The sequence below is a fragment of the Azotobacter salinestris genome (genome assembly GCF_009363155.1).
Taxonomy (GTDB): Bacteria; Pseudomonadota; Gammaproteobacteria; order Pseudomonadales; family Pseudomonadaceae; genus Azotobacter; species Azotobacter salinestris.
In genome coordinates this window covers 3,854,934-3,874,051 of sequence record NZ_CP045302.1, presented here as the reverse complement: position 1 = coordinate 3,874,051, position 19,118 = coordinate 3,854,934, and the positions used below count along the sequence as shown (strand labels likewise).

The window sequence follows — 19,118 nt, the reverse complement described above, 5'->3', positions numbered from 1 at the left end:
CTGTTGAAAGGATTCGGATAAGGATGGCTGACTCAAGTCAGCGGCGGCACCGGCAGACCGCGCCGAGCGTAGAAGGCATCGACAAAGGCGGCCAATTTACCTTGTTGGATAGCCTCGCGCAAACCAGCCATCAGGCGCTGGTAATGCCGCAAGTTGTGGATTGTATTCAACATGCTGCCCAGCATTTCGCCGCATTTGTCCAAATGATGAAGATAGGCGCGGGAGAAATGTTTGCAGGTGTAACAGTCACAGGCCGGATCCAGCGGCGACTCGTCGTGCCGATGCATCGCGTTGCGGATCTTCAGCACCCCGCTGTCGACGAACAGATGACCGTTGCGCGCATTGCGGGTCGGCATCACGCAGTCGAACATGTCGATGCCGCGGCGTACGCCTTCGACCAGATCTTCCGGCTTGCCCACCCCCATCAGGTAGCGCGGCTTGTTCGCCGGCAGCCGCGGCGGCAGGAAGTCCAGCACGCGGATCATCTCTTCCTTGGGCTCGCCGACCGAAAGGCCGCCGATGGCCAGGCCGTCGAAGCCGATCTCCTCGAGCCCCTCCAGCGAACGCAGGCGCAAATCCTCGTGCATGCCACCCTGGACGATGCCGAACAGCGCCGCAGGATTGCCCGCGTGGGCGACCTTCGAACGCCTGGCCCAGCGCAGTGAAAGCTCCATCGAGCGCCGCGCCACCTCCTCGTCGGCCGGATAGGGCGTGCACTCGTCGAAGATCATGACGATGTCCGAACCGAGGTCGCGCTGCACCTGCATCGACTCCTCGGGCCCCATGAACACCTTGGCGCCATCCACCGGCGAAGCGAAATAAACGCCCTCCTCCTTGATCTTGCGCAGCGCCCCCAGGCTGAACACCTGAAAGCCGCCGGAGTCGGTGAGAATCGGCCCCTGCCATTGCATGAAGTCGTGCAGGTCGCCATGGCGACGGATCACCTCGGTCCCCGGCCGCAGCCAGAGGTGGAAGGTATTGCCGAGAATGATCTGCGCACCGATTGCCTCGATATCGCGCGGCAGCATGCCCTTCACCGTGCCATAGGTGCCCACCGGCATGAACGCCGGCGTCTCGACCACCCCGCGGGGAAAGGTCAGACGGCCGCGCCGGGCCTTGCCGTCAGTGGCCAGCAACTCGAAGGACATATGACTCATGGGGTTTCCTCGGGACCGCGGGGAGCGGGATTGCGGGTGATGAACATGGCATCGCCGTAGCTGAAGAAGCGGTAACCCTGCTCCACAGCCACCGCGTAGGCAGCCATGGTCTCGGGATAGCCGGCAAAGGCCGACACCAGCATCAGCAGGGTGGATTCGGGCAAGTGGAAATTGGTCACCAGAGCGTCGACCACATGGAAGGGCCGCCCGGGGTAGATGAAGATATCGGTATCGCCGCTGAACGGCTTGAGCTCGCCGTCCCGTGCGGCGCTCTCCAGCGAGCGCACGCTGGTGGTACCGACCGCGACCACCCGGCCGCCGCGCGCCCGGCAGGCAGCCACGGCGTCGACCACCCCCGGACCGACCTCCAGCCACTCACGGTGCATGCGGTGATCCTCGATGCGCTCGACGCGCACCGGCTGGAAGGTACCGGCACCGACATGCAGGGTGACGAAGGCGGTCGCCACTCCCTTGTCGCGGATCGCGGCGAGCAGCGCCTCGTCGAAATGCAGCCCGGCAGTAGGTGCCGCCACCGCACCGGCATGCTCGGCATAGACCGTCTGGTAGCGCTCGCGGTCGGCCGCTTCGTCGGGACGGTCTATATACGGAGGCAGCGGCATGTGCCCGACGCGCTCGAGCAGGGGCAGCACGTTCTGGTCGAAACGCAGCTCGAACAGTGCATCGTGGCGGGCAAGCATCTGTGCCTCGCCGCCACCCTCGATGAGGATCTTCGAGCCGGGCCTGGGCGACTTGCTGGCACGCACGTGGGCCAGCACCCGCTCATCGTCCAATACCCGCTCGACGAGAATTTCCAGCTTGCCGCCGGAAGCCTTCTGCCCGAACAGGCGCGCGGGAATGACCCGAGTATTGTTGAACACCATCAGATCGCCAGGCCGGAGATAGTCGAGCAGATCGGCAAAGCGCCGATGCTGCAATTCCCCGGTCGCACCATCGAGCACCAGCAGCCGACTGGCACGGCGCTCGGCCAGCGGATGGCGGGCGATCAGGGACTCGGGAAGCTCGAAATGGAAATCGGCGACACGCATGATAGAGAGGCCAGCTTTGCGGGGCGCAAAGCTTACCGGAAAGCGCCCCGGGTGACCACGCGGCGCGATTGACCCGCCGCATCCACCTCCCTATACTGCGCCGCCATTGTGCCTCGGTGGCGGAATCGGTAGACGCGGCGGATTCAAAATCCGTTTCTGGCGACAGAGTGAGAGTTCGAGTCTCTCCCGGGGCACCATGAATACCTTCGAGTTCCCAAGTGAGCTCCAAAACTGAAAAACCGGCTCAAGAGCCGGTTTTTTGTTGTCCGCGACACCTGCCTAGCCCTTCGCATACTCTCGCAGTCGCGCCTGAAGCCAGGCCCGCTCCTGCTCGGCAATCCGCGCCCGCACACGCCGCTGGTACAGCGCCAGCCGCCTCCTTCGTTCGCCGACCGAGAGCCCATCCCAGCCGCAGAACAACCCAGCGTCGTCCACGGGATCCTCCAGGTCGGCCTCCGGCCTCGGCGAGGGACGCATCCAGCTCCCCAGACACAGTCCTGCCGCGAACAACCCACAGCATGCGAGTACAAGAGAAAGAATCGGATCGATAGTCATCGGCTGCCCTTCCTGGCGTAACAGCTCGTGCAAAATCAGGTGCTAGCCGTTGTGACCGCGCAACACGCTCAAAGTGCCATCGACTCACGTCATCTTGCACGACACCCCTCCACATGCCATGCAGGGGGTCGTTACAACGGAGCCGGGCAAGACTCGAAGGAAGGCTCCGCTCAGACGAACCTTCCTACAAGGCACGTGGACATATGCCCCGGCAAAACCGCCTTGCCTTGCCAGATACAAGCAGAGACTTTTTCAGTCCGCTCTAATTGTCATGGCACCCTGCAGTTTCCGGATACAGATAGCGGATGGTATTGAGGTTTCCCGAGGAGTCTTCATAGGTCATCTGCGCTGGAATGACCCCGCAAAAATCCGGCTCGGGCGGAAAATATTCCATGGCAACCACGTCGGCGATATCCAGACGCATGCCATACTCGTAATCCCGAACTTCGGGTGCCCGGGAATAGATAACCATCTCTTCCAATTCCTTCGAGTCAGCGGAAGGACGTCCCTCATTCTCGGCCATGGATAGGGAAGCCGGCAGAAGCAGCGCCGCTGCGCAAATCACTTTTACAGGTTTCATGCCAAAGACTGTCATGGAATACCCCTCCAGCAGGAGAAGAACTCGAGAAACATGCGATGCAAGTATCAAACCCGACATCACTCCTCAGGCAGTCATAATAAAAAGCGGAACCGGTCAACGAAGCCGGCCTGGCAGTCCTCCCGACCTGCAAGAGACCGGACCAGAACCACTTTCCGCATTTCCGCATCGCCAGCCACCTATGACCATACCCGGCGAAAGCGAAGTGGTTGCGGATCTCCGTCCCTGTGGCAGCATCTGTCACTCCCTATTCAAGGATCGGACAAGGCGCCGGAGCCGGCCCCAGGAAAAGCGCATGGGTACACCTCGCAATTCAGCAACCATCTTTTTCCGATCCTTGCACTCCCCGGAAGCCCTGCCATATCCAGCTCCCGAGAAAAGCCTGCATTCACCCACAAACAATACAAGCAAAGCCCTCGGGGTCATCAGGGTCAAGCCACTACTTATTTGATCAAGTCATTTTAATGTGAATACATAGACTCGAAGATTATTTAAAAGATGTTTCCTTGAAACAGGGACAAATAAAAAGCCCCCCCTCTAGCCTTGTAAATCATCACAGACCGCACCAGTCGAGTTTGCTTCCCGCAGACACCAGCAAAACCGCCATCTGCGTACTTCAGTCAAGAGCCGTGAAAGCCTTAAGCCATCTCGGCTCCAGGCAGCGCACTGCGTACTGGAATCTGATTACAATAAAATTGTAATGAACCGAGGAGGGACGAGACGGCCCAGCCGACGCCCGGCGGCGACGAACCGACAGCAGAACGCAGCCTGCTCCTGTCAGACCTGACTCCGCACCCAGTACGGAAAACACGCTGAAAAACACACCGAACACCTCTGCAAAAAGGAATATTTTTTCAAAAAATACATCATTTTTATTGAAAATGACCGCAGATTTCGCACAACCAGCCATCACAAAACCTTCCGCTCCGGGGCTTGGCTTTTTCCGCGGACTTGGCGTACAGTATCTAAACTGTGTTTGCGTGGGTCGCTGTTGAATCTTGACTTGGTGGCAGTAGGTCCTACAGGTCCGCTACATCCCGCTCGACTTCTCTTACTCTCTGCAACCAGTTCTAGCTCTCTGTTGTCACAGAGACTGCCATCAACTCCAGTTTCAAGGAAATAAGACATGTCGAATCGTCAAACCGGCACCGTCAAGTGGTTCAACGACGAGAAGGGCTTTGGCTTCATCACTCCCGAGAGCGGTCCGGATCTGTTCGTTCACTTCCGCGCAATCGAAGGCACCGGCTTCAAGAGCCTGAAAGAAGGCCAGAAAGTCACCTTCGAAGCGGTGCAAGGCCAGAAAGGCATGCAGGCTGACAAGGTCCAGATCCTGGGCTGATTGCCGGCTTGCCAAAAAGCCCCTGATGGCGACATCAGGGGCTTTTTTGTGCCTGGGATCTCGTAGAATAACGGCCTTTGCCTTACCGCGAGTCCGCCATGCCCAAACCCGCCCTGATCCCCCAAGGCGACTTTCCTGCCGCAGGACTTCCCCGTCGCCTGGCAGCGATGTTCTATGACTTCCTGCTCTGCATCGCCCTGCTGATCGTCGTCACCTTCCTCTACAAGCTGATACAGATGGCCATCATCGGCAGCGAGCGCCTCAGGCAGCTATCCGACGCCGGCGCACTGGATGGCGACCCACTCCTCTCCTCCTTACTGTTTTTCTGCCTGTTCGGCTTTTTCACGAAGTTCTGGACGCACAAGGGACAGACCCTCGGCATGCAGGTCTGGGGCCTGCGCGTCCAGAACAGCGACGGCACTGCCATCGACCTCTGGCAGGCCTTGCTGCGCTTCCTGATCGCCATCGCCTCCTGGCTGTGCTTTGGTCTGGGCTATCTCTGGATGCTCTGGGACAAGCAGGGGCGTACCTGGCAGGACATGTACTCCAACAGCCAGGTGGTTCGGCTGCCGAAGAACATCCACAAGAAGTAGCGACAGCCAGCCCCTCTCCCGCCCGCCCGACCACGGCAGGCGGGAGAATCCCCCTACCCGGCCCGCCGCAACAGATACATTCCCAGCAGGGCACAGAACCCGGCCGGCAAAAGCACCGCCAGCAGAGGCGAGAAGCCGAACACCTGGCTCGAGGGGCCGAGCAGATCCTGGAAGATGCGGAAGACGAAGCCGACCAGCACCCCTGTGAAGAGGCGCTGACCGAGGGTGACCGAGCGCAGCGGGCCGAAGATGAAGGAAATCGCCATCAACACCAGCGCCGCGGTCACCAAAGGCTGCAGCACCTTGGTCCAGAAGGCCAGCCAGTAGCGCGCATTGTTCAGCCCCTGTTCGCCCAGGTAATGGATGTAGCGCCAGAGCCCGGTTACCGGCAGGGCCTCCGGATCCATCACCACGGTCCCCAGCAGTTGCGGGCTCAGCAGAATATCCCAGTGCTCCCTGGCAGCCTTGACGATCTCGGTGCTGCGCTCGAGGAAACGAGTGGTCGTCACATCCTCCAGCTGCCAGTTTCCATCCTGGAACTGCGCCCTCCTGGCAAAGCTGGAAGACAGCAGATGACGCTGATCGTCGAAGCGGTAGCGCGTCACCCCGTACAGCACGCCTCCCGGCTGCACCGCGTTGACGTGCACGAACTCGTCGCCCTGGCGGTGCCAGAGGCCGTGCTTGGAGGTCTGCGCCTCGCCGCCGCCCTGAGCCAGGGAGCGGTGCGCTTCGGCCTTGTTCTCCGTCCAGGGCGCCAGGTATTCGCCGAGCAGTCCGCCGAGCACCATCAGCACCAGCATGGGCTTCATCACTGCCCAGACGATGCGCCCGAGCGATACGCCGGCGGCCCGCATGACCGTCAGCTCGCTGCTGCTGGCCAGACTGCCCAGGCCGATCAGACAGCCGATCAGCGCCGCCATCGGCAGCATTTCATAGGTTCGCTGTGGCACGGTCAGCAGGACGTACCAGGCCGCGGCGACCAGATCGTAATTGCCCCGGACATCGCCCAGTTCGTCGACGAAGGCGAACAGCAGGGACAGGCCGACAATCACCCCGAGCACCGCCAGGATGGCGAGAAACACGCTGACGCCGATGTATCTGTCCAGCTTACCCATGATTCAGACTCCGCTCGGCGCGCCGATTCGCCAGCCGCAGGCGCAGGGGCTCCCAGAACAGCAGTCCCAGACCGATCAGCAGAAAGAGCCCATGGACCCACCAGAGACCTATCAGCATCGGGATCCCGCCCTTGTCCAGTTCGCCGCGCACGGCGATCAGCGTGGCCAGATAGGCCATGTACAGAAGGATTGCCGGCAGCAGCTTGAGAAAACGCCCCTGACGGGGGTTGACCTTGGCCAGCGGCACGGCCAGCACGGCGACCACGAACACCAGCAGGGGCAGGGAAAGGCGCCATTGCAGCTCGGCCTGATGACGCGGCAGGTCGCTGCCGATCAACTCGCGGGTGGGAATCGCCTCGCGCTCGTTGATCTCGCTGCTCACCGCCGGCTTGGCCAGCAACACGCCGTAGGTGTCGTAGCGGATCACCCGGTAGTCGGCCTCGCCAGGATTGCCGTCATAGCGATAGCCGTTCTGCAGGATCAGATAGCGGCTACCGTCCGCCTGCACCTCCTGGCGACCGCCCTCCGCCACCAGCACGGCGATGCCGCGCTCCTTCCCGCCGTCGCGGGACATCCGCTTCTCGCTGATGAACACGCTGGAGAGTTCGGTGCGATCGTCGGTCAGATCCTCGACATAGGTCACCCGCGAGCCATCCTTCATGGTCTGGAAGCGGCCCGGTACCAGGGTGTCGAACTCAGTCAGAGCCTTCTGCTCGTTGAGCAGTTGCTCGACCATGCGTATCCCCTGGGGCGCCAGCCCCAGGCTCATCCAGGCAACCAGTGCGGCGACCGGAATGGCCGGCACCAGGGTATAGGCGACCAGGCGCTGCGGGCTCATGCCGGTCGCCGCCAGCACGGTCATTTCGCTGTCGAGATACAGTCGGCCGTAGGCCAGCAGGATGCCGAGAAACAGCCCCAGCGGCAGGATCAGCTCAAGGAAGCTGGGCATCCGGTAAAGCATGATCTGCAGCAACACGCCCGGGTCGAGCAGACCCTGGGCGGCCTGCGCCAGATACTTGATGAAGCGGCCACTCATGATGATCGCCAGCAGCACGGCACTGACCGCGCTCAGCGTCATCAGCAGCTCACGGGAAAGATAGCGAGGGATGATCAAACCAGACACTCCAGGGTTGTCAGGCTCAGGCGGCTGTGCTCAAACTAGCCGTCTCGTTGCCGACCCACCGCCCCACGGGCCGTCGAAGAGGCCACGCGGGCCGGACGGGGCAAGACCAGGCAAGGTTGTGCAGTGTCCCTGACGTGAAAGGATGCCAACCCGATCCCGCACCGATGGCCGAACGCAGCACTCCCAGCGGCCCGCAACGCGCCACAAAAAAGACCGGCATTATCCTGCAAACCAGACCCTTTGTCTTGGGGACATCACGCCATGCAACTCGTTGTCAAAAGTGCCAGCCCGCAAACCCTGAAAACTGCAACGCTGGTGGTTGCCGTCGGCGAAGGCCGCAAACTGGGCGCCACCGCCAAGGCCATCGACCAGGCCACCGACGGCGCCCTGTCGGCCGCCCTCAAGCGCGGCGACCTCGCCGGCAAGGCCGGACAGACCCTGCTGCTGCACCAACTGCCGAACCTCAAGGCCGAACGCGTGCTGCTGGTCGGCGCAGGCAAGGAGAGCGAGCTGAGCGACCGCCAGTTCCGCAAGATCGTCGCCGCCGCCTACGGGGTGCTGAAGGGCCTCGGCGGCAGCGACGCCGCCCTGACCCTGGGCGAACTCCACGTCAAGGGGCGCGACACCTACGGCAAGGCCCGCCTGCTGGCCGAGACCCTGCTCGACGCCACCTACGTGTTCGATCGCTTCAAGAGCGAGAAGGCCAGCGCGCCGTCCCTGAAGAAGCTGGTCCTGGTCTGCGACAAGGCCAGCCAGGCCGACATGGAGCGCGCCGCGAGCCACGCCCAGGCGATCGTCAACGGCCTGGCCCTGACCCGCGACCTCGGCAACCTGCCGCCGAACCTCTGCCATCCGACCTCCCTGGCCGATGAAGCCAAGGCGCTGGCCAAGGCCTACGGCACCCTGAAGGTCGAAGTGCTCGACGAGAAGAAGCTCAAGGAGCTCGGCATGGGCGCCTTCCTCGCCGTGGCCCAGGGCAGCGACCAGCCGCCACGGCTGATCGTGCTCAACTACCAGGGCGGCCGGAAGGACGAGCAGCCGGTCGTGCTGGTCGGCAAGGGCATCACTTTCGACAGCGGCGGCATCAGCCTCAAGCCGGGCTCGGGCATGGACGAGATGAAGTACGACATGTGCGGTGCCGCCAGCGTGCTCGGCACCTTCCGCGCCCTGCTCGAGCTGGGACTGCCGCTCAACGTCGTGGGCCTTCTGGCCTGTGCCGAGAACATGCCCAGCGGCGGCGCCACCCGCCCCGGCGACATCGTCACCAGCATGAGCGGGCAGACCGTGGAGATTCTCAACACCGACGCCGAAGGCCGCCTGGTGCTGTGCGACACCCTCACCTACGCCGAACGCTTCAAGCCGCAGGCGGTGATCGACGTCGCCACCCTCACCGGCGCCTGCATCACCGCCCTGGGCACCCAGGCCTCGGGCCTGATGGGCAACCACGACGGCCTGATCCGCCAGATCCTCAAGGCCGGCGAACATGCCGCCGACCGCGCCTGGCAGCTGCCGCTGTTCGAGGAGTACCAGGAGCAGCTCGACAGCCCGTTCGCCGACATGGCCAACATCGGCGGCCCCAAGGCCGGCACCATCACCGCCGCCTGCTTCCTCTCGCGCTTCGCCAAGAAATACCACTGGGCGCACCTGGACATCGCCGGCACCGCCTGGATCAGCGGCGGCAAGGAAAAGGGCGCCACCGGCCGCCCGGTTCCGCTGCTGACCCAGTTCCTGCTGGACCGCAGCGCCCCGTGAGCGACCGCGGGAGCGGCCGGCCCGCTCCCGCACAGCCGAGGACTCCATGCCCCAGGTCGACTTCTATATCCTGCCCTCCGCAGATCCGGCGGCGCGCCTGAACTTCGCCTGCAAGCTGGCGGAAAAGGCCTGGCGCCTGGGCCATCGCGTCTATGTGCACTGCCAGGACGCGCCCCAGCGCGAGGCGCTGGATGCCCGCCTGTGGAGCTTCAAGGCCGAGGCCTTCCTCCCCCACGGCATGCTCGAGGCGGATGCCGACGCACCGATCGCCCTCGGCCTGGGCGACGATCCCGGCAGCCATCACGAGCTGCTGATCAACCTGGCCCTGAGCGTGCCGCCCTGCTGCGCACGCTTCGAGCGGATCGCCGAACTGGTGGTGAGCGAACCGGGCATACGCCAGGCCACGCGCGCCAATTACCGCTTCTACCGCGAGCGCGGCTATGCTTTGCAGGATCACCGTCTTTCTCGCCTCTGACGTGCCATGGACAGCCTGAAACCCAAGCCGGACACCACCCACCTGCTGAGCGATCTGCAGTCGATCCGCGACCTGCTGGACGAGGACCTGGCGCTGCCGCCCCTGCTCACCGAGACCCTCGGCGCCGACGACATTCCGCTACTCTCGGAGATCGTTCCCGTCGCAGAGGAGGAAGCCGGGCCGCCTCCGACCGCGCTTCCGCCAGACCTGGAGCAGAGCCTGCGCACCGAGGCCCAGTTGATCCTGCAGGAGGTCGTCGACGACTTCGTGCCACAGATCGAGGCCGAGCTGAAACGCCGCCTCGAGGCCCGCCTGGACCAGCTTCTCGCCCGGCGCAAGCCCTGAGCCTTCGCCTGCGGCCCGCCACCCGGCCGCCACGGCACTCCATTAGACTTGCAGGGATTGCAGCCCACAGGTACGGGTTTGCCTTTATACTCCCCGGTTTTCCCCAGATCAGCCGTCTTACAAGGGTTTCCTCCGCATGGACAAGACCTACCAGCCGCACGCCATTGAATCCCGTTGGTACGCCGAATGGGAGGCGAAGAACTACTTCGCCCCGCAGGGCAGCGGCGAGCCCTACACCATCATGATCCCGCCGCCGAACGTCACCGGCAGCCTGCACATGGGCCACGGCTTCAACAATGCGATCATGGACGCGCTGATCCGCTTCCGCCGCATGCAGGGCCGCAACACCCTGTGGCAGCCGGGCACCGACCATGCCGGCATCGCCACCCAGATGGTGGTGGAGCGCCAGCTGGCAGCCCAGGGCGTCAGCCGCCACGACCTCGGCCGCGAGAAGTTCCTCGACAAGGTCTGGGAATGGAAAGAGCAGTCGGGCGGCACCATCACCCGGCAGATCCGCCGCCTGGGCAGCTCGGTGGACTGGTCGCGGGAACGCTTCACCATGGACGAGGGCCTTTCCGAAGCGGTCAAGGAAGCCTTCGTCCGCCTCTTTGATGACGGCCTGATCTACCGCGGCAAGCGTCTGGTCAACTGGGACACCAAGCTGCACACCGCGATCTCCGACCTGGAGGTGGAGAACCACGACGAGAAGGGTCACCTCTGGCACCTGCGCTACCCGCTGGCCGACGATGCCCGCACCAGCGAGGGCAAGGGCTATCTGGTGGTCGCCACCACCCGCCCGGAAACCATGCTGGGCGATGCCGCCGTCGCCGTGCATCCGGAGGACAAGCGCTACAAGGACCTGATCGGCCGCCACGTGCTGCTGCCCCTGGTCAACCGCCTGATCCCGATCATCGCCGACGAGTACGTCGACCGCGAGTTCGGCACCGGCTGCGTGAAGATCACCCCGGCCCACGACTTCAACGACTACGAGGTCGGCAAGCGCCACCACCTGCCGCTGATCAACATTTTCGACAAGAACGCCACGGTCCTGGCCCAGGCCCAGGTGTTCGACATCGACGGCACGCCGAACACGCGCATCGATCCCACCCTGCCGGACAGCTATGCAGGCATGGACCGCTTCGACGCGCGCAAGGCCGTGGTCGCCGACTTCGACGGCATGGGCCTTCTGGAGAAGATCGACGACCACGCGCTGAAGGTACCGCGCGGCGACCGCTCCGGCACCATCATCGAGCCCTGGCTGACCGACCAGTGGTACGTTTCCACCAAGCCGCTGGCCGAGAAGGCCATCGCCGCCGTGGAGGACGGCTCCATCCAGTTCGTGCCCAAGCAGTACGAGAACATGTACTTCTCCTGGATGCGCGACATCCAGGACTGGTGCATCAGCCGCCAGCTGTGGTGGGGCCACCGCATTCCGGCCTGGTACGACGAGGCCGGCAACGCCTACGTCGGCCGCGACGAGGCGGAGGTGCGCAGCAAGTATGCGATTCGCAACGACGAGCCGCTGCGCCAGGACGAGGACGTGCTGGACACCTGGTTCAGCTCCGGCCTGTGGACCTTCTCCACCCTGGGCTGGCCTGCGCAGACCGAGTTCCTCAAGACCTTCCACCCCACCGACGTGCTGGTCACCGGCTTCGACATCATCTTCTTCTGGGTTGCCCGGATGATCATGATGTCCCTGCACCTGACCGGGCAGATCCCCTTCAAGACCGTCTACGTCCACGGTCTGGTGCGCGACAGCCAGGGCCACAAGATGTCCAAGTCCAAGGGCAACGTGCTCGACCCGCTGGACATCGTCGACGGCATCGACCTGGAAAGCCTGGTGGCCAAGCGCACCAGCGGCATGATGCAGCCCAAGCTCGCCGAGAAGATCGCCAAGCAGACCCGCGCCGAGTTCCCCGAAGGCATCGCCAGCTACGGCACCGATGCGCTGCGCTTCACCTTCTGCTCGCTGGCCTCCACCGGTCGCGACATCAAGTTCGACATGGGCCGGGTCGAGGGCTACCGCAACTTCTGCAACAAACTGTGGAACGCCGCCAACTTCGTCTTCGAGAACACCGAGGGCAAGGACTGCGGCGCCGCCGGCGAGCCCGTCGAGCTGTCGCCGGTGGACCGCTGGATCGTTTCCCAGCTGCAACGCACCGAGCTCGAAGTGACCCGCCAGCTCGACGCCTTCCGCTTCGACCTCGCCGCCCAGGCGCTCTACGAGTTCGTCTGGGACCAGTACTGCGCCTGGTATCTGGAACTGGTCAAGCCGGTGCTCTGGGACGAGCACGCCCCGGCCTCCCGCCAGCGCGGCACCCGCCGCACCCTGGTCCGCGTGCTGGAGACCGCGCTGCGCCTGGCGCATCCCTTCATGCCCTTCATCAGCGAGGAAATCTGGCAGCGCCTCGCGCCGCTGGCCGGCAAGTCCGGTCCGACGCTGATGCTGCAGCCCTGGCCGGTGGCCGACGAGGCGCGCATCGACGAAGCCGCCGAGGACGACATCGAGTGGGTCAAGGCGCTGATGCTCGGCGTGCGGCAGATCCGCGGCGAGATGAACATCTCCATGGCCAGGCGCATCGACGTGGTGCTGAACAACGCCTCGGACAGCGACCGCCGCCGCCTGGCCGAGAACCAGCCGCTGCTGATGAAGCTGGCCAAGCTGGAATCGATCCGTGTGCTGGAGGCCGGCGAGGAGGCCCCGCTGGCCGCCACTGCGCTGGTCGGCGAGATGCAGGTGCTGGTGCCGATGGCCGGGCTGATCGACAAGGACGCCGAACTGGCCCGTCTGGACAAGGAAATCCAGCGCCTGGAAGGCGAGGTCAAGCGAATCGGCGGCAAGCTGGGCAACGCCAGCTTCGTCGACAAGGCCCCGGCCGAAGTGATCGCCAAGGAACGCGCCAAGCTGAGCGAGGCCGAACTGGCCCTGAGCAAGCTGGGCGAGCAGCGCGCGCGCATCGCCGCGCTCTGAGATTGGCTGGCCAGCGGCAGGCGCTGCTGGCCAGCCCCGGTTCCCCCGCCCATCTTCGCCTTATAAGCATTCGTTCGCTGGCGCCGGCCTGAAATGTCGTGAAACAATGGTGCCACAAGCGCCACCAGCGGATTGCCGGCAAGCACCGCACACGGAAAGCCAGTCGAGACGGAACAAGCACAATGTGACAACGCGGCCACGTCCCGTGGCCCGCAAGGACACTGCCGCCCGCCAAGCACCGGAGGCAGCCGCTCCGGTCCTCCGGTCTTTCTTCCCATCGCAGCAGCCCCGCAGACTTCGGAAGCCGGCCCCTGGCGGCTCGCACGGTTTTTCTCAACCTGTGGAGTCTTCCGATGTACGCCCTCATGGCTGTTGTATTCATCATAGGCTATCTAGGCATAGCCCTCGAACATCCCCTGAAGATCGACAAGGCCGCTTCGGCCATCGTCACCGCGGTCCTCACCTGGACCGTGCTGGTACTGGGCGCTGAGCACATCCTGCCGCTCATGGAGAGCGCCACCCACGGCCACGGCGCCAACGCCACCGGCACGGTGGTCGCGGAGCTGCGCCATCATCTCGGCGAGATCTCGGAGATCCTCTTCTTCCTGCTCGGCGCCATGACCATCGTCGAGCTGATCGACTCCCACGAGGGCTTCAAGGTCATCACCGACCGCATCCAGACCCGCAAGCGCGTGCATCTGCTGTGGATCGTCAGCCTCCTGACCTTCTTCCTCTCCGCAGTGCTGGACAACCTGACGACCACCATCGTCATGGTCTCGCTGCTGCGCAAGCTGGTCCGCGGGCGTCCCGAGCGCTGCCTGTATGTCGGCATGGTGGTGATCGCCGCCAACGCCGGCGGCGCCTGGTCGCCGATCGGCGACGTGACCACCACCATGCTCTGGATCGGCAGCCAGATCACCGCCTCCGGAGTGATCGTCAGCCTCTTCCTGCCCAGCCTGATCTGCCTCTTGGTGCCGCTGCTGATCCTCAGCTTCAACCTGAAGGGCGAGGCGCCCCGTCCCCGCCCGCTGGAAACCCCGGAAAGCCGCCGCGACCCGACCACCGCCTTCGAGCGCAACCTGGTGCTGGGCCTCGGCCTCGGTGCCCTGCTGTTCGTGCCGGTGTTCAAGACCGTCACCCACCTGCCGCCCTACATGGGCATCCTGCTCGGCCTCGGCGTACTCTGGGTCGCCACCGAGATCATCCATCGCCACAAGAACGCCGAGGACAAGCATCCGCTCTCGGTGGTCGGCGTGCTGCGCAAGGTCGACACCCCCAGCGTGCTGTTCTTCCTCGGCATTTTGCTGGCCGTCTCCAGCCTGGCCACCGCCGGTCACCTGACCCAGGTGGCGACCCTCCTGCGCGAGTCGCTGGGCAACATCTACGCCATCAACTACGCCATCGGCCTGCTGTCGGCCGTGGTCGACAACGTGCCGCTGGTGGCCGGAGCCATGAAGATGTATCCCCTGGCCAGCCCGGAAAGCCTGGCCGCCGTCACGTCCGTGGAAGGCACCTGGCTGTCCCAGTTCGTCACCGACGGCACCTTCTGGGAACTGCTCGCCTTCTGCGCGGGTACCGGCGGCAGCAGCCTGATCATCGGCTCGGCCGCCGGCGTCGCCGCCATGGGCATGGAGCGCATCAGCTTCATCTGGTACCTCAAGCGGATCACCCTGCTGGCCTTCCTCGGCTACACCGCCGGCGCGGCAACCTATATCGTCCTGCACGCCCTTTCCTGAGGCGCACGGCGGGGCGCCGGCCGGAGCCATGCCGGCCCCCCGCCTCCCGACCCTGCCCATGGACGGGCATCATCGACTGTGTCACCCCGCGCAATACCGGCCCCAAAAGCGTGCATGCTTCACATCCTGACAAACTGCAATGCCATGATGTCAAAGTGCCACAAATCAGGGTGATGCATGTATCCTGTGGCATGGCATCATCTTTCCGCCGCCGGCCTCACGATGGCCGCGCCAACTCACTTCAGTCGCAGGATTGCCAGGCCAGGCCCCCGGTTCGTACCTGCGCGCCCTCTCCAGGCGCGCGCCGCACGACGGGAAGACTCCCGTCGACCGATGCCGGAATTGCAGACAAGAATGAAGCAGCAGTCATCCTCCTCTTCCCAGCCGTCCGCCGAGCAGTTGGAACTGCTCGGCGCCCTCGAGCATGCCATGGCCATCGCCGAGTTCGCTCCGGACGGTCGCATCCTGCGCGCCAACGCCAGGTACCGGCAGGTCTTCGGCTACACCGAGGAGTCCATCGGTCGGCACCGGCACCAGCAGCTCTGCGCCCCCGACCCGGTCAACCGGCCCAACTTCGACGGCCTCTGGGCCGGACTGGAACAGGGCCGCTCGGCGAGCGGCCGCTATCCCTACGCGAGCGCCGACGGCCGGCGTCTCTGGCTGGAGGCGACCTATGTCCCCATTCTCGATGACGACAGGAACCTGAAGCGCATCGTGCAGATCGCCAGCGACGTCAGCGTCCAGGCCGAGCGCGACGAGGCCGAACGGGAGCGCTGCCGTCTGCTGATCCTGGAGCGCGAGGAAAGCCACAACAGGATTCGCCAGCTGGCCTTCTACGATACCCTCACCGGCCTGCCCAATCGCAGCCTGCTGCTGATCCAGGCCGGTCAGGCGATCGCCCGGGCCAGGCGCAACCGTACGGCCCTGAATGTCCTGTTCTTCGACCTGGACCGCTTCAAGCAGGTCAACGACACCCTCGGCCATCCGGCCGGCGACGCCATGCTGCGCATCGTCGCCCAGCGCCTGCGCAGCGAACTGCGCGCCGCCGACATCGTCGGCCGCCTGGCCGGCGACGAGTTCGTCGTGGTGCTCACCGACTGCGATCCCCGGCAGACGACCGAAACCATCCGGCGCATCCAGAAGCAGCTGTCGGCACCCTGCCAGATCGCCGGCGCGACCCTCACGCCCTCGGCCAGCATCGGCATCAGCCAGTTTCCCGACAACGGCGAGGACATGGAGACCCTGCTGCACTACGCCGACCTCGCCATGTACCAGGCCAAGAGCAACGGGCGCGGTCAGTTCAGCTTCTTCAGCGAGGAGATGAACCGCCAGGCCCAGGAGCGCCGGATACTCGAGGCGGCCCTGCGCGAAGCACTGCAGCACCAGCAGCTGCAGCTCCACTACCAGCCGCAGATCGACCTCAAGAGCGGCCGCCTGTGCGGCGTCGAAGCCCTGGCCCGCTGGACCCATCCGCAGCTCGGCAGCATCCCGCCGAGCCGCTTCATCCCGCTGGCGGCCGAATGCGGGCTGGCCGGCGAGCTCGACCGCTGGGCCCTGGAGGAGGCCTGCCGGCAGCTCGCCGCCTGGCGCGGCGCCGGACTCGAGGTGGCGGCCGTCTCGGTGAACCTGTCGCCGAACAGCTTCCACAACATCGAGCTGCCCCGGCAGATCGCCGAGACCCTGCAGCGCCACGGCCTGCAGCCGGCCGACCTGAACCTGGAGATCACCCAGGAGGTGGTGCGCAGCGGCAACCCCAATACTCTGAAGACCCTGCATGCCGTGCAGGCCATGGACATCGGCCTGACCATCGACGACTTCGGCACCGGCTACTCCTGCCTCGGCTACCTGCGCCATCTGCCGATCCGCGCCCTGAAGCTGGACCGCAGCTTCATCCGCGACCTGGAACACGACGAGATCACCCGCGCCCTGACCGAAGCGGCCATGCGCATCGGCGACAGCCTGCGAATCGCGGTGTTCGCCGAAGGGGTGGAGAACGAGGAACAGCGACGCCTGCTCACCAACCGGGGTTACCAGGTGGCCCAGGGCTTCCTGCTGTCGCGACCGCTGTCCGCCGACCAGCTGTCGGAGTGGCTGGAAGCACGCTGGCCCACCCGGTAGCGGTGCCGGGCGGCATGCCGCTCCGACTTGTGGGACAATCCGCTGCCCAGCCCACCGCCAGCCTTCCGCAATGCCGAGCAAGCCCCTTCCCCCCGCGCCGCAACCGCAACGCCCGAGCCCACTGCATCCGCGCAACCGCCATCAGGGCCGCTACGACTTTCCCGCGCTGATCCGCCGCCATCCCGCGCTCGCCGCCTTCGTGATCATCAACCCCTACGGCAAGAAGAGCATCGACTTCGCCAACCCGGAGGCGGTGAAGACCCTCAACCGCGCCCTGCTCGCCGAGCACTACGGCATCCGCCACTGGGACATCCCGCCCGGCTACCTGTGCCCGCCGATCCCCGGCCGCGCCGACTACCTGCACGGACTGGCCGACCTGCTGGCCGCCGACAATGACGGCGTCATCCCGCGCGGCGCCTCGCTGCAGGTGCTGGACATCGGCGTCGGCGCCAACTGCATCTATCCCCTGATCGGCCACCGCGAGTACGGCTGGCGCTTTCTCGGCGCCGACATCGACCCGACCGCGCTGGCCTCGGCCGAGGTCATCATCCGCACCAATCCGGGCCAGGCCGGGGCCATCCGGCTGCGCCGCCAGACCGACCCGGAACACATCTTCCAGGGTCTGCTGCAGGCCGACGAGCGCTTCGACCTGAGCCTCTGCAACCCGCCCTTCCACGCCTCGCCGGACGAGGCCAGCCGCGGCAGCCGGCGCAAGTGGCGCAACCTCGGCAAGCTCGATCCCTCACGCAAGCTGCCGCTGCTGAACTTCGGCGGCCAGGGTGCCGAGCTCTACTGCCCCGGTGGCGAGGCCGCCTTCGTCGGACGGATGATCGCGGAAAGTGCGCAGTTCGCCGGGCAGGTCTGCTGGTTCAGCAGCCTGATCTCCAAGGCTGCTAACCTGCCCGCCGCCCAGGTCGCCCTGAAGAAGGCCGGAGCCCGCGAGGTGCGCGTCGTGCCCATGGCCCAGGGGCAGAAGCAGAGCCGTTTCGTCGCCTGGACCTTCCTCGACCTTGATGCCCGGCGCCGCTGGCGGGAAGAACGCTGGAAAGCTCCGCGCCAGGAAGCGGCCGGGGCTTGAGGCCCGCTCGACCGGTACGCGCCGCCGACAGCGGGTGCCCGGTGGGCGGAGACGGCGTCCTCACACCTTGCGGGTGCTCATGCCATCGGCTCGTGCCGACGGGTCGTCGCGCAGGGCGAACCGGTAGCGGCGACAGGCCGGGCTGTACAGGCGCAGGCTGTAGCCGAACAGGCGCAACAGGTAGATCGAACCGAATGCCTGGTAGCCCAGGCGGAAGCAGGACTTGAGCGAGTCGGCGTTGGTCGATTCGACATAGGAAATGATCCCCTTCACGCCCTCCTCCATGTAGCACTGCAACGCCCGGTTCATGCCGATGGCGTGCAAGCGCTGCCCGCGATAGCGGGGGTTGGTCAGTCCCTTGTACATGTAGACATAATCCGGATCGAAATCGAGCAGCATGTCCGGCGGGTTGATGCGGGTCGGCAGGCGCGAGTACCAGCCATAGGCGGCCAGATTCTCGCCATCGAGAATCGCATAGCAGCGATCGCCCTTGGCCAGGGTCTCGGCGAGAAAGCCGTCGTCGAGTTCGTTCTGTGGATCGCGGGCGAAGTGGCGCAGCTGCTTCTCGTCGAGAAAACCCGGCGTGTAGCCGGCCGGGTAGTCGAGAAACGCCGGATCGACCTTGAGCAGCAGGATGCCGCGCAGGATCTTGAACAGGGCCAGTTTATTGATGGTTTTCACCAACAGCAGGTGAAGGCTATGGGCAGGCCCCAGCTGCTGAAGTTTGCGCCACGCCCGAGCAATATAGTCATGCTGTTGCAAGCTTTCCATAATGGCCTCATCGCGCTTCGAAACAATAATTTAGAAGACACAATTCCATGGGCTGAGAAGATTGCAGACTTTATCAACCTGTATTTGATTTACGTACCCGACTTCGCATACCCAGGCGCCAAGCCCTGACAACTCTAGCCGGGAATCCCGGAAAATAAATACTCGGATCAAAGCCCCCTCAAGGCTGTGGCCTGCATGGCATATCCGGCAAACACCGCGGCATGGCAGGCCCGCTTCAAACCGGGCAAGGCAGGTCTGTGGATACAGAACCATATGTCCTTGAGAATGCTCGGAATCCCGCAGCCGGCGCGCCGCACCAGCAGTGCCGCCAATAGGACAGCCCCCT

Annotated in this window: 16 protein-coding genes and 1 tRNA gene; 10 read left to right on the top strand and 7 right to left on the bottom strand. The window is 64.6% G+C overall.

Annotated features, from left to right (window positions below; all coding sequences use genetic code 11):
* Window positions 1-32: 32 nt before the first annotated feature.
* Window positions 33-1,148, bottom strand: a complete 1,116-nt coding sequence (gene tgt / locus GCU53_RS18155; protein WP_152389954.1) for a tRNA guanosine(34) transglycosylase Tgt — start codon at window positions 1,146-1,148, stop codon at window positions 33-35.
* 5 nt (window positions 1,149-1,153) lie between these two features.
* Window positions 1,154-2,203 carry a tRNA preQ1(34) S-adenosylmethionine ribosyltransferase-isomerase QueA gene (queA, locus tag GCU53_RS18150; protein WP_152388842.1) on the bottom strand — a complete coding sequence of 350 codons (1,050 nt, stop codon included), beginning with the start codon at window positions 2,201-2,203 and terminating at the stop codon, window positions 1,154-1,156.
* A 110-nt stretch (window positions 2,204-2,313) separates the two neighbouring features.
* Between queA and GCU53_RS18145 the strand changes: the two genes are divergently transcribed.
* Window positions 2,314-2,400, top strand: a tRNA-Leu gene (locus tag GCU53_RS18145).
* 82 nt (window positions 2,401-2,482) lie between these two features.
* Here the strand turns inward: GCU53_RS18145 and GCU53_RS18140 are convergent.
* Window positions 2,483-2,758 carry a hypothetical protein gene (locus tag GCU53_RS18140; RefSeq protein ID WP_152388841.1) on the bottom strand — a complete coding sequence of 92 codons (276 nt, stop codon included), beginning with the start codon at window positions 2,756-2,758 and terminating at the stop codon, window positions 2,483-2,485.
* 262 nt (window positions 2,759-3,020) lie between these two features.
* A complete protein-coding gene (locus GCU53_RS18135) occupies window positions 3,021-3,353 on the bottom strand; it encodes a DUF2790 domain-containing protein (RefSeq protein WP_244306836.1) in 333 nt (110 codons plus the stop codon).
* Between the two features lie 1,129 nt (window positions 3,354-4,482).
* Here GCU53_RS18135 and GCU53_RS18130 point away from each other — a divergent pair.
* Window positions 4,483-4,695 carry a cold-shock protein gene (locus GCU53_RS18130; protein ID WP_039805696.1) on the top strand — a complete coding sequence of 71 codons (213 nt, stop codon included), beginning with the start codon at window positions 4,483-4,485 and terminating at the stop codon, window positions 4,693-4,695.
* A 98-nt stretch (window positions 4,696-4,793) separates the two neighbouring features.
* Window positions 4,794-5,288: an RDD family protein gene (locus tag GCU53_RS18125; RefSeq protein ID WP_152388840.1), complete on the top strand. Its 495-nt coding sequence runs from the start codon at window positions 4,794-4,796 to the stop codon at window positions 5,286-5,288.
* 53 nt (window positions 5,289-5,341) lie between these two features.
* Here GCU53_RS18125 and lptG read toward each other — a convergent pair whose 3' ends face one another.
* Entirely contained in the window at window positions 5,342-6,403 is a 1,062-nt protein-coding gene (gene lptG, locus GCU53_RS18120) for an LPS export ABC transporter permease LptG (RefSeq protein ID WP_152388839.1), read from the bottom strand.
* Entirely contained in the window at window positions 6,396-7,517 is a 1,122-nt protein-coding gene (gene lptF, locus GCU53_RS18115) for an LPS export ABC transporter permease LptF (RefSeq protein WP_152388838.1), read from the bottom strand. The genes lptG and lptF overlap by 8 nt, the downstream gene beginning before the upstream one ends.
* A gap of 270 nt (window positions 7,518-7,787) precedes the next feature.
* Here lptF and GCU53_RS18105 point away from each other — a divergent pair, with 270 nt between their 5' ends.
* The 7 genes from GCU53_RS18105 (at window position 7,788) to rlmF (ending at window position 18,001) form a co-directional block, all read left to right on the top strand.
* Window positions 7,788-9,278: a leucyl aminopeptidase gene (locus tag GCU53_RS18105; RefSeq protein ID WP_152388837.1), complete on the top strand. Its 1,491-nt coding sequence runs from the start codon at window positions 7,788-7,790 to the stop codon at window positions 9,276-9,278.
* A gap of 46 nt (window positions 9,279-9,324) precedes the next feature.
* Window positions 9,325-9,753: a DNA polymerase III subunit chi gene (locus GCU53_RS18100; protein WP_152388836.1), complete on the top strand. Its 429-nt coding sequence runs from the start codon at window positions 9,325-9,327 to the stop codon at window positions 9,751-9,753.
* A gap of 6 nt (window positions 9,754-9,759) precedes the next feature.
* Window positions 9,760-10,098: a DNA polymerase III subunit chi gene (locus GCU53_RS18095; RefSeq protein ID WP_152388835.1), complete on the top strand. Its 339-nt coding sequence runs from the start codon at window positions 9,760-9,762 to the stop codon at window positions 10,096-10,098.
* 136 nt (window positions 10,099-10,234) lie between these two features.
* Window positions 10,235-13,069 carry a valine--tRNA ligase gene (locus GCU53_RS18090; RefSeq protein ID WP_152388834.1) on the top strand — a complete coding sequence of 945 codons (2,835 nt, stop codon included), beginning with the start codon at window positions 10,235-10,237 and terminating at the stop codon, window positions 13,067-13,069.
* 353 nt (window positions 13,070-13,422) lie between these two features.
* Window positions 13,423-14,805 (top strand): sodium:proton antiporter NhaD, encoded by a 1,383-nt coding sequence (gene nhaD / locus GCU53_RS18085; RefSeq protein ID WP_152388833.1) that lies wholly within the window; start codon window positions 13,423-13,425, stop codon window positions 14,803-14,805.
* A gap of 354 nt (window positions 14,806-15,159) precedes the next feature.
* On the top strand, window positions 15,160-16,923 hold the full coding sequence (locus GCU53_RS18075) for a putative bifunctional diguanylate cyclase/phosphodiesterase (RefSeq protein WP_152388832.1): 1,764 nt from the start codon (window positions 15,160-15,162) through the stop codon (window positions 16,921-16,923).
* Between the two features lie 70 nt (window positions 16,924-16,993).
* The gene (gene rlmF, locus GCU53_RS18070) at window positions 16,994-18,001 is read left to right on the top strand and encodes a 23S rRNA (adenine(1618)-N(6))-methyltransferase RlmF (protein WP_152388831.1); all 1,008 of its coding nucleotides are present in this window, start codon (window positions 16,994-16,996) and stop codon (window positions 17,999-18,001) included.
* Window positions 18,002-18,061: 60 nt separating this feature from the next.
* Here the strand turns inward: rlmF and GCU53_RS18065 are convergent, their stop codons facing one another.
* Window positions 18,062-18,682: a GNAT family N-acetyltransferase gene (locus tag GCU53_RS18065; RefSeq protein ID WP_244306834.1), complete on the bottom strand. Its 621-nt coding sequence runs from the start codon at window positions 18,680-18,682 to the stop codon at window positions 18,062-18,064.
* Window positions 18,683-19,118 lie beyond the last annotated feature (436 nt).

What these genes read in the sequence shown, in the direction of transcription:
- GCU53_RS18095 (WP_152388835.1), top strand. Translation starts at nt 9,760, where the DNA reads ATGGACAGCCTGAAACCCAAGCCGGACACCACCCACCTGCTGAGCGAT.
- GCU53_RS18130 (WP_039805696.1), top strand. Translation starts at nt 4,483, where the DNA reads ATGTCGAATCGTCAAACCGGCACCGTCAAGTGGTTCAACGACGAGAAG.
- tgt (WP_152389954.1), bottom strand. Translation starts at nt 1,148, where the DNA reads ATGTCCTTCGAGTTGCTGGCCACTGACGGCAAGGCCCGGCGCGGCCGT.
- GCU53_RS18125 (WP_152388840.1), top strand. Translation starts at nt 4,794, where the DNA reads ATGCCCAAACCCGCCCTGATCCCCCAAGGCGACTTTCCTGCCGCAGGA.
- GCU53_RS18090 (WP_152388834.1), top strand. Translation starts at nt 10,235, where the DNA reads ATGGACAAGACCTACCAGCCGCACGCCATTGAATCCCGTTGGTACGCC.
- GCU53_RS18075 (WP_152388832.1), top strand. Translation starts at nt 15,160, where the DNA reads ATGAAGCAGCAGTCATCCTCCTCTTCCCAGCCGTCCGCCGAGCAGTTG.
- queA (WP_152388842.1), bottom strand. Translation starts at nt 2,203, where the DNA reads ATGCGTGTCGCCGATTTCCATTTCGAGCTTCCCGAGTCCCTGATCGCC.
- nhaD (WP_152388833.1), top strand. Translation starts at nt 13,423, where the DNA reads ATGTACGCCCTCATGGCTGTTGTATTCATCATAGGCTATCTAGGCATA.
- rlmF (WP_152388831.1), top strand. Translation starts at nt 16,994, where the DNA reads ATGCCGAGCAAGCCCCTTCCCCCCGCGCCGCAACCGCAACGCCCGAGC.
- GCU53_RS18105 (WP_152388837.1), top strand. Translation starts at nt 7,788, where the DNA reads ATGCAACTCGTTGTCAAAAGTGCCAGCCCGCAAACCCTGAAAACTGCA.
- GCU53_RS18100 (WP_152388836.1), top strand. Translation starts at nt 9,325, where the DNA reads ATGCCCCAGGTCGACTTCTATATCCTGCCCTCCGCAGATCCGGCGGCG.
- GCU53_RS18140 (WP_152388841.1), bottom strand. Translation starts at nt 2,758, where the DNA reads ATGACTATCGATCCGATTCTTTCTCTTGTACTCGCATGCTGTGGGTTG.
- GCU53_RS18135 (WP_244306836.1), bottom strand. Translation starts at nt 3,353, where the DNA reads ATGACAGTCTTTGGCATGAAACCTGTAAAAGTGATTTGCGCAGCGGCG.
- lptG (WP_152388839.1), bottom strand. Translation starts at nt 6,403, where the DNA reads ATGGGTAAGCTGGACAGATACATCGGCGTCAGCGTGTTTCTCGCCATC.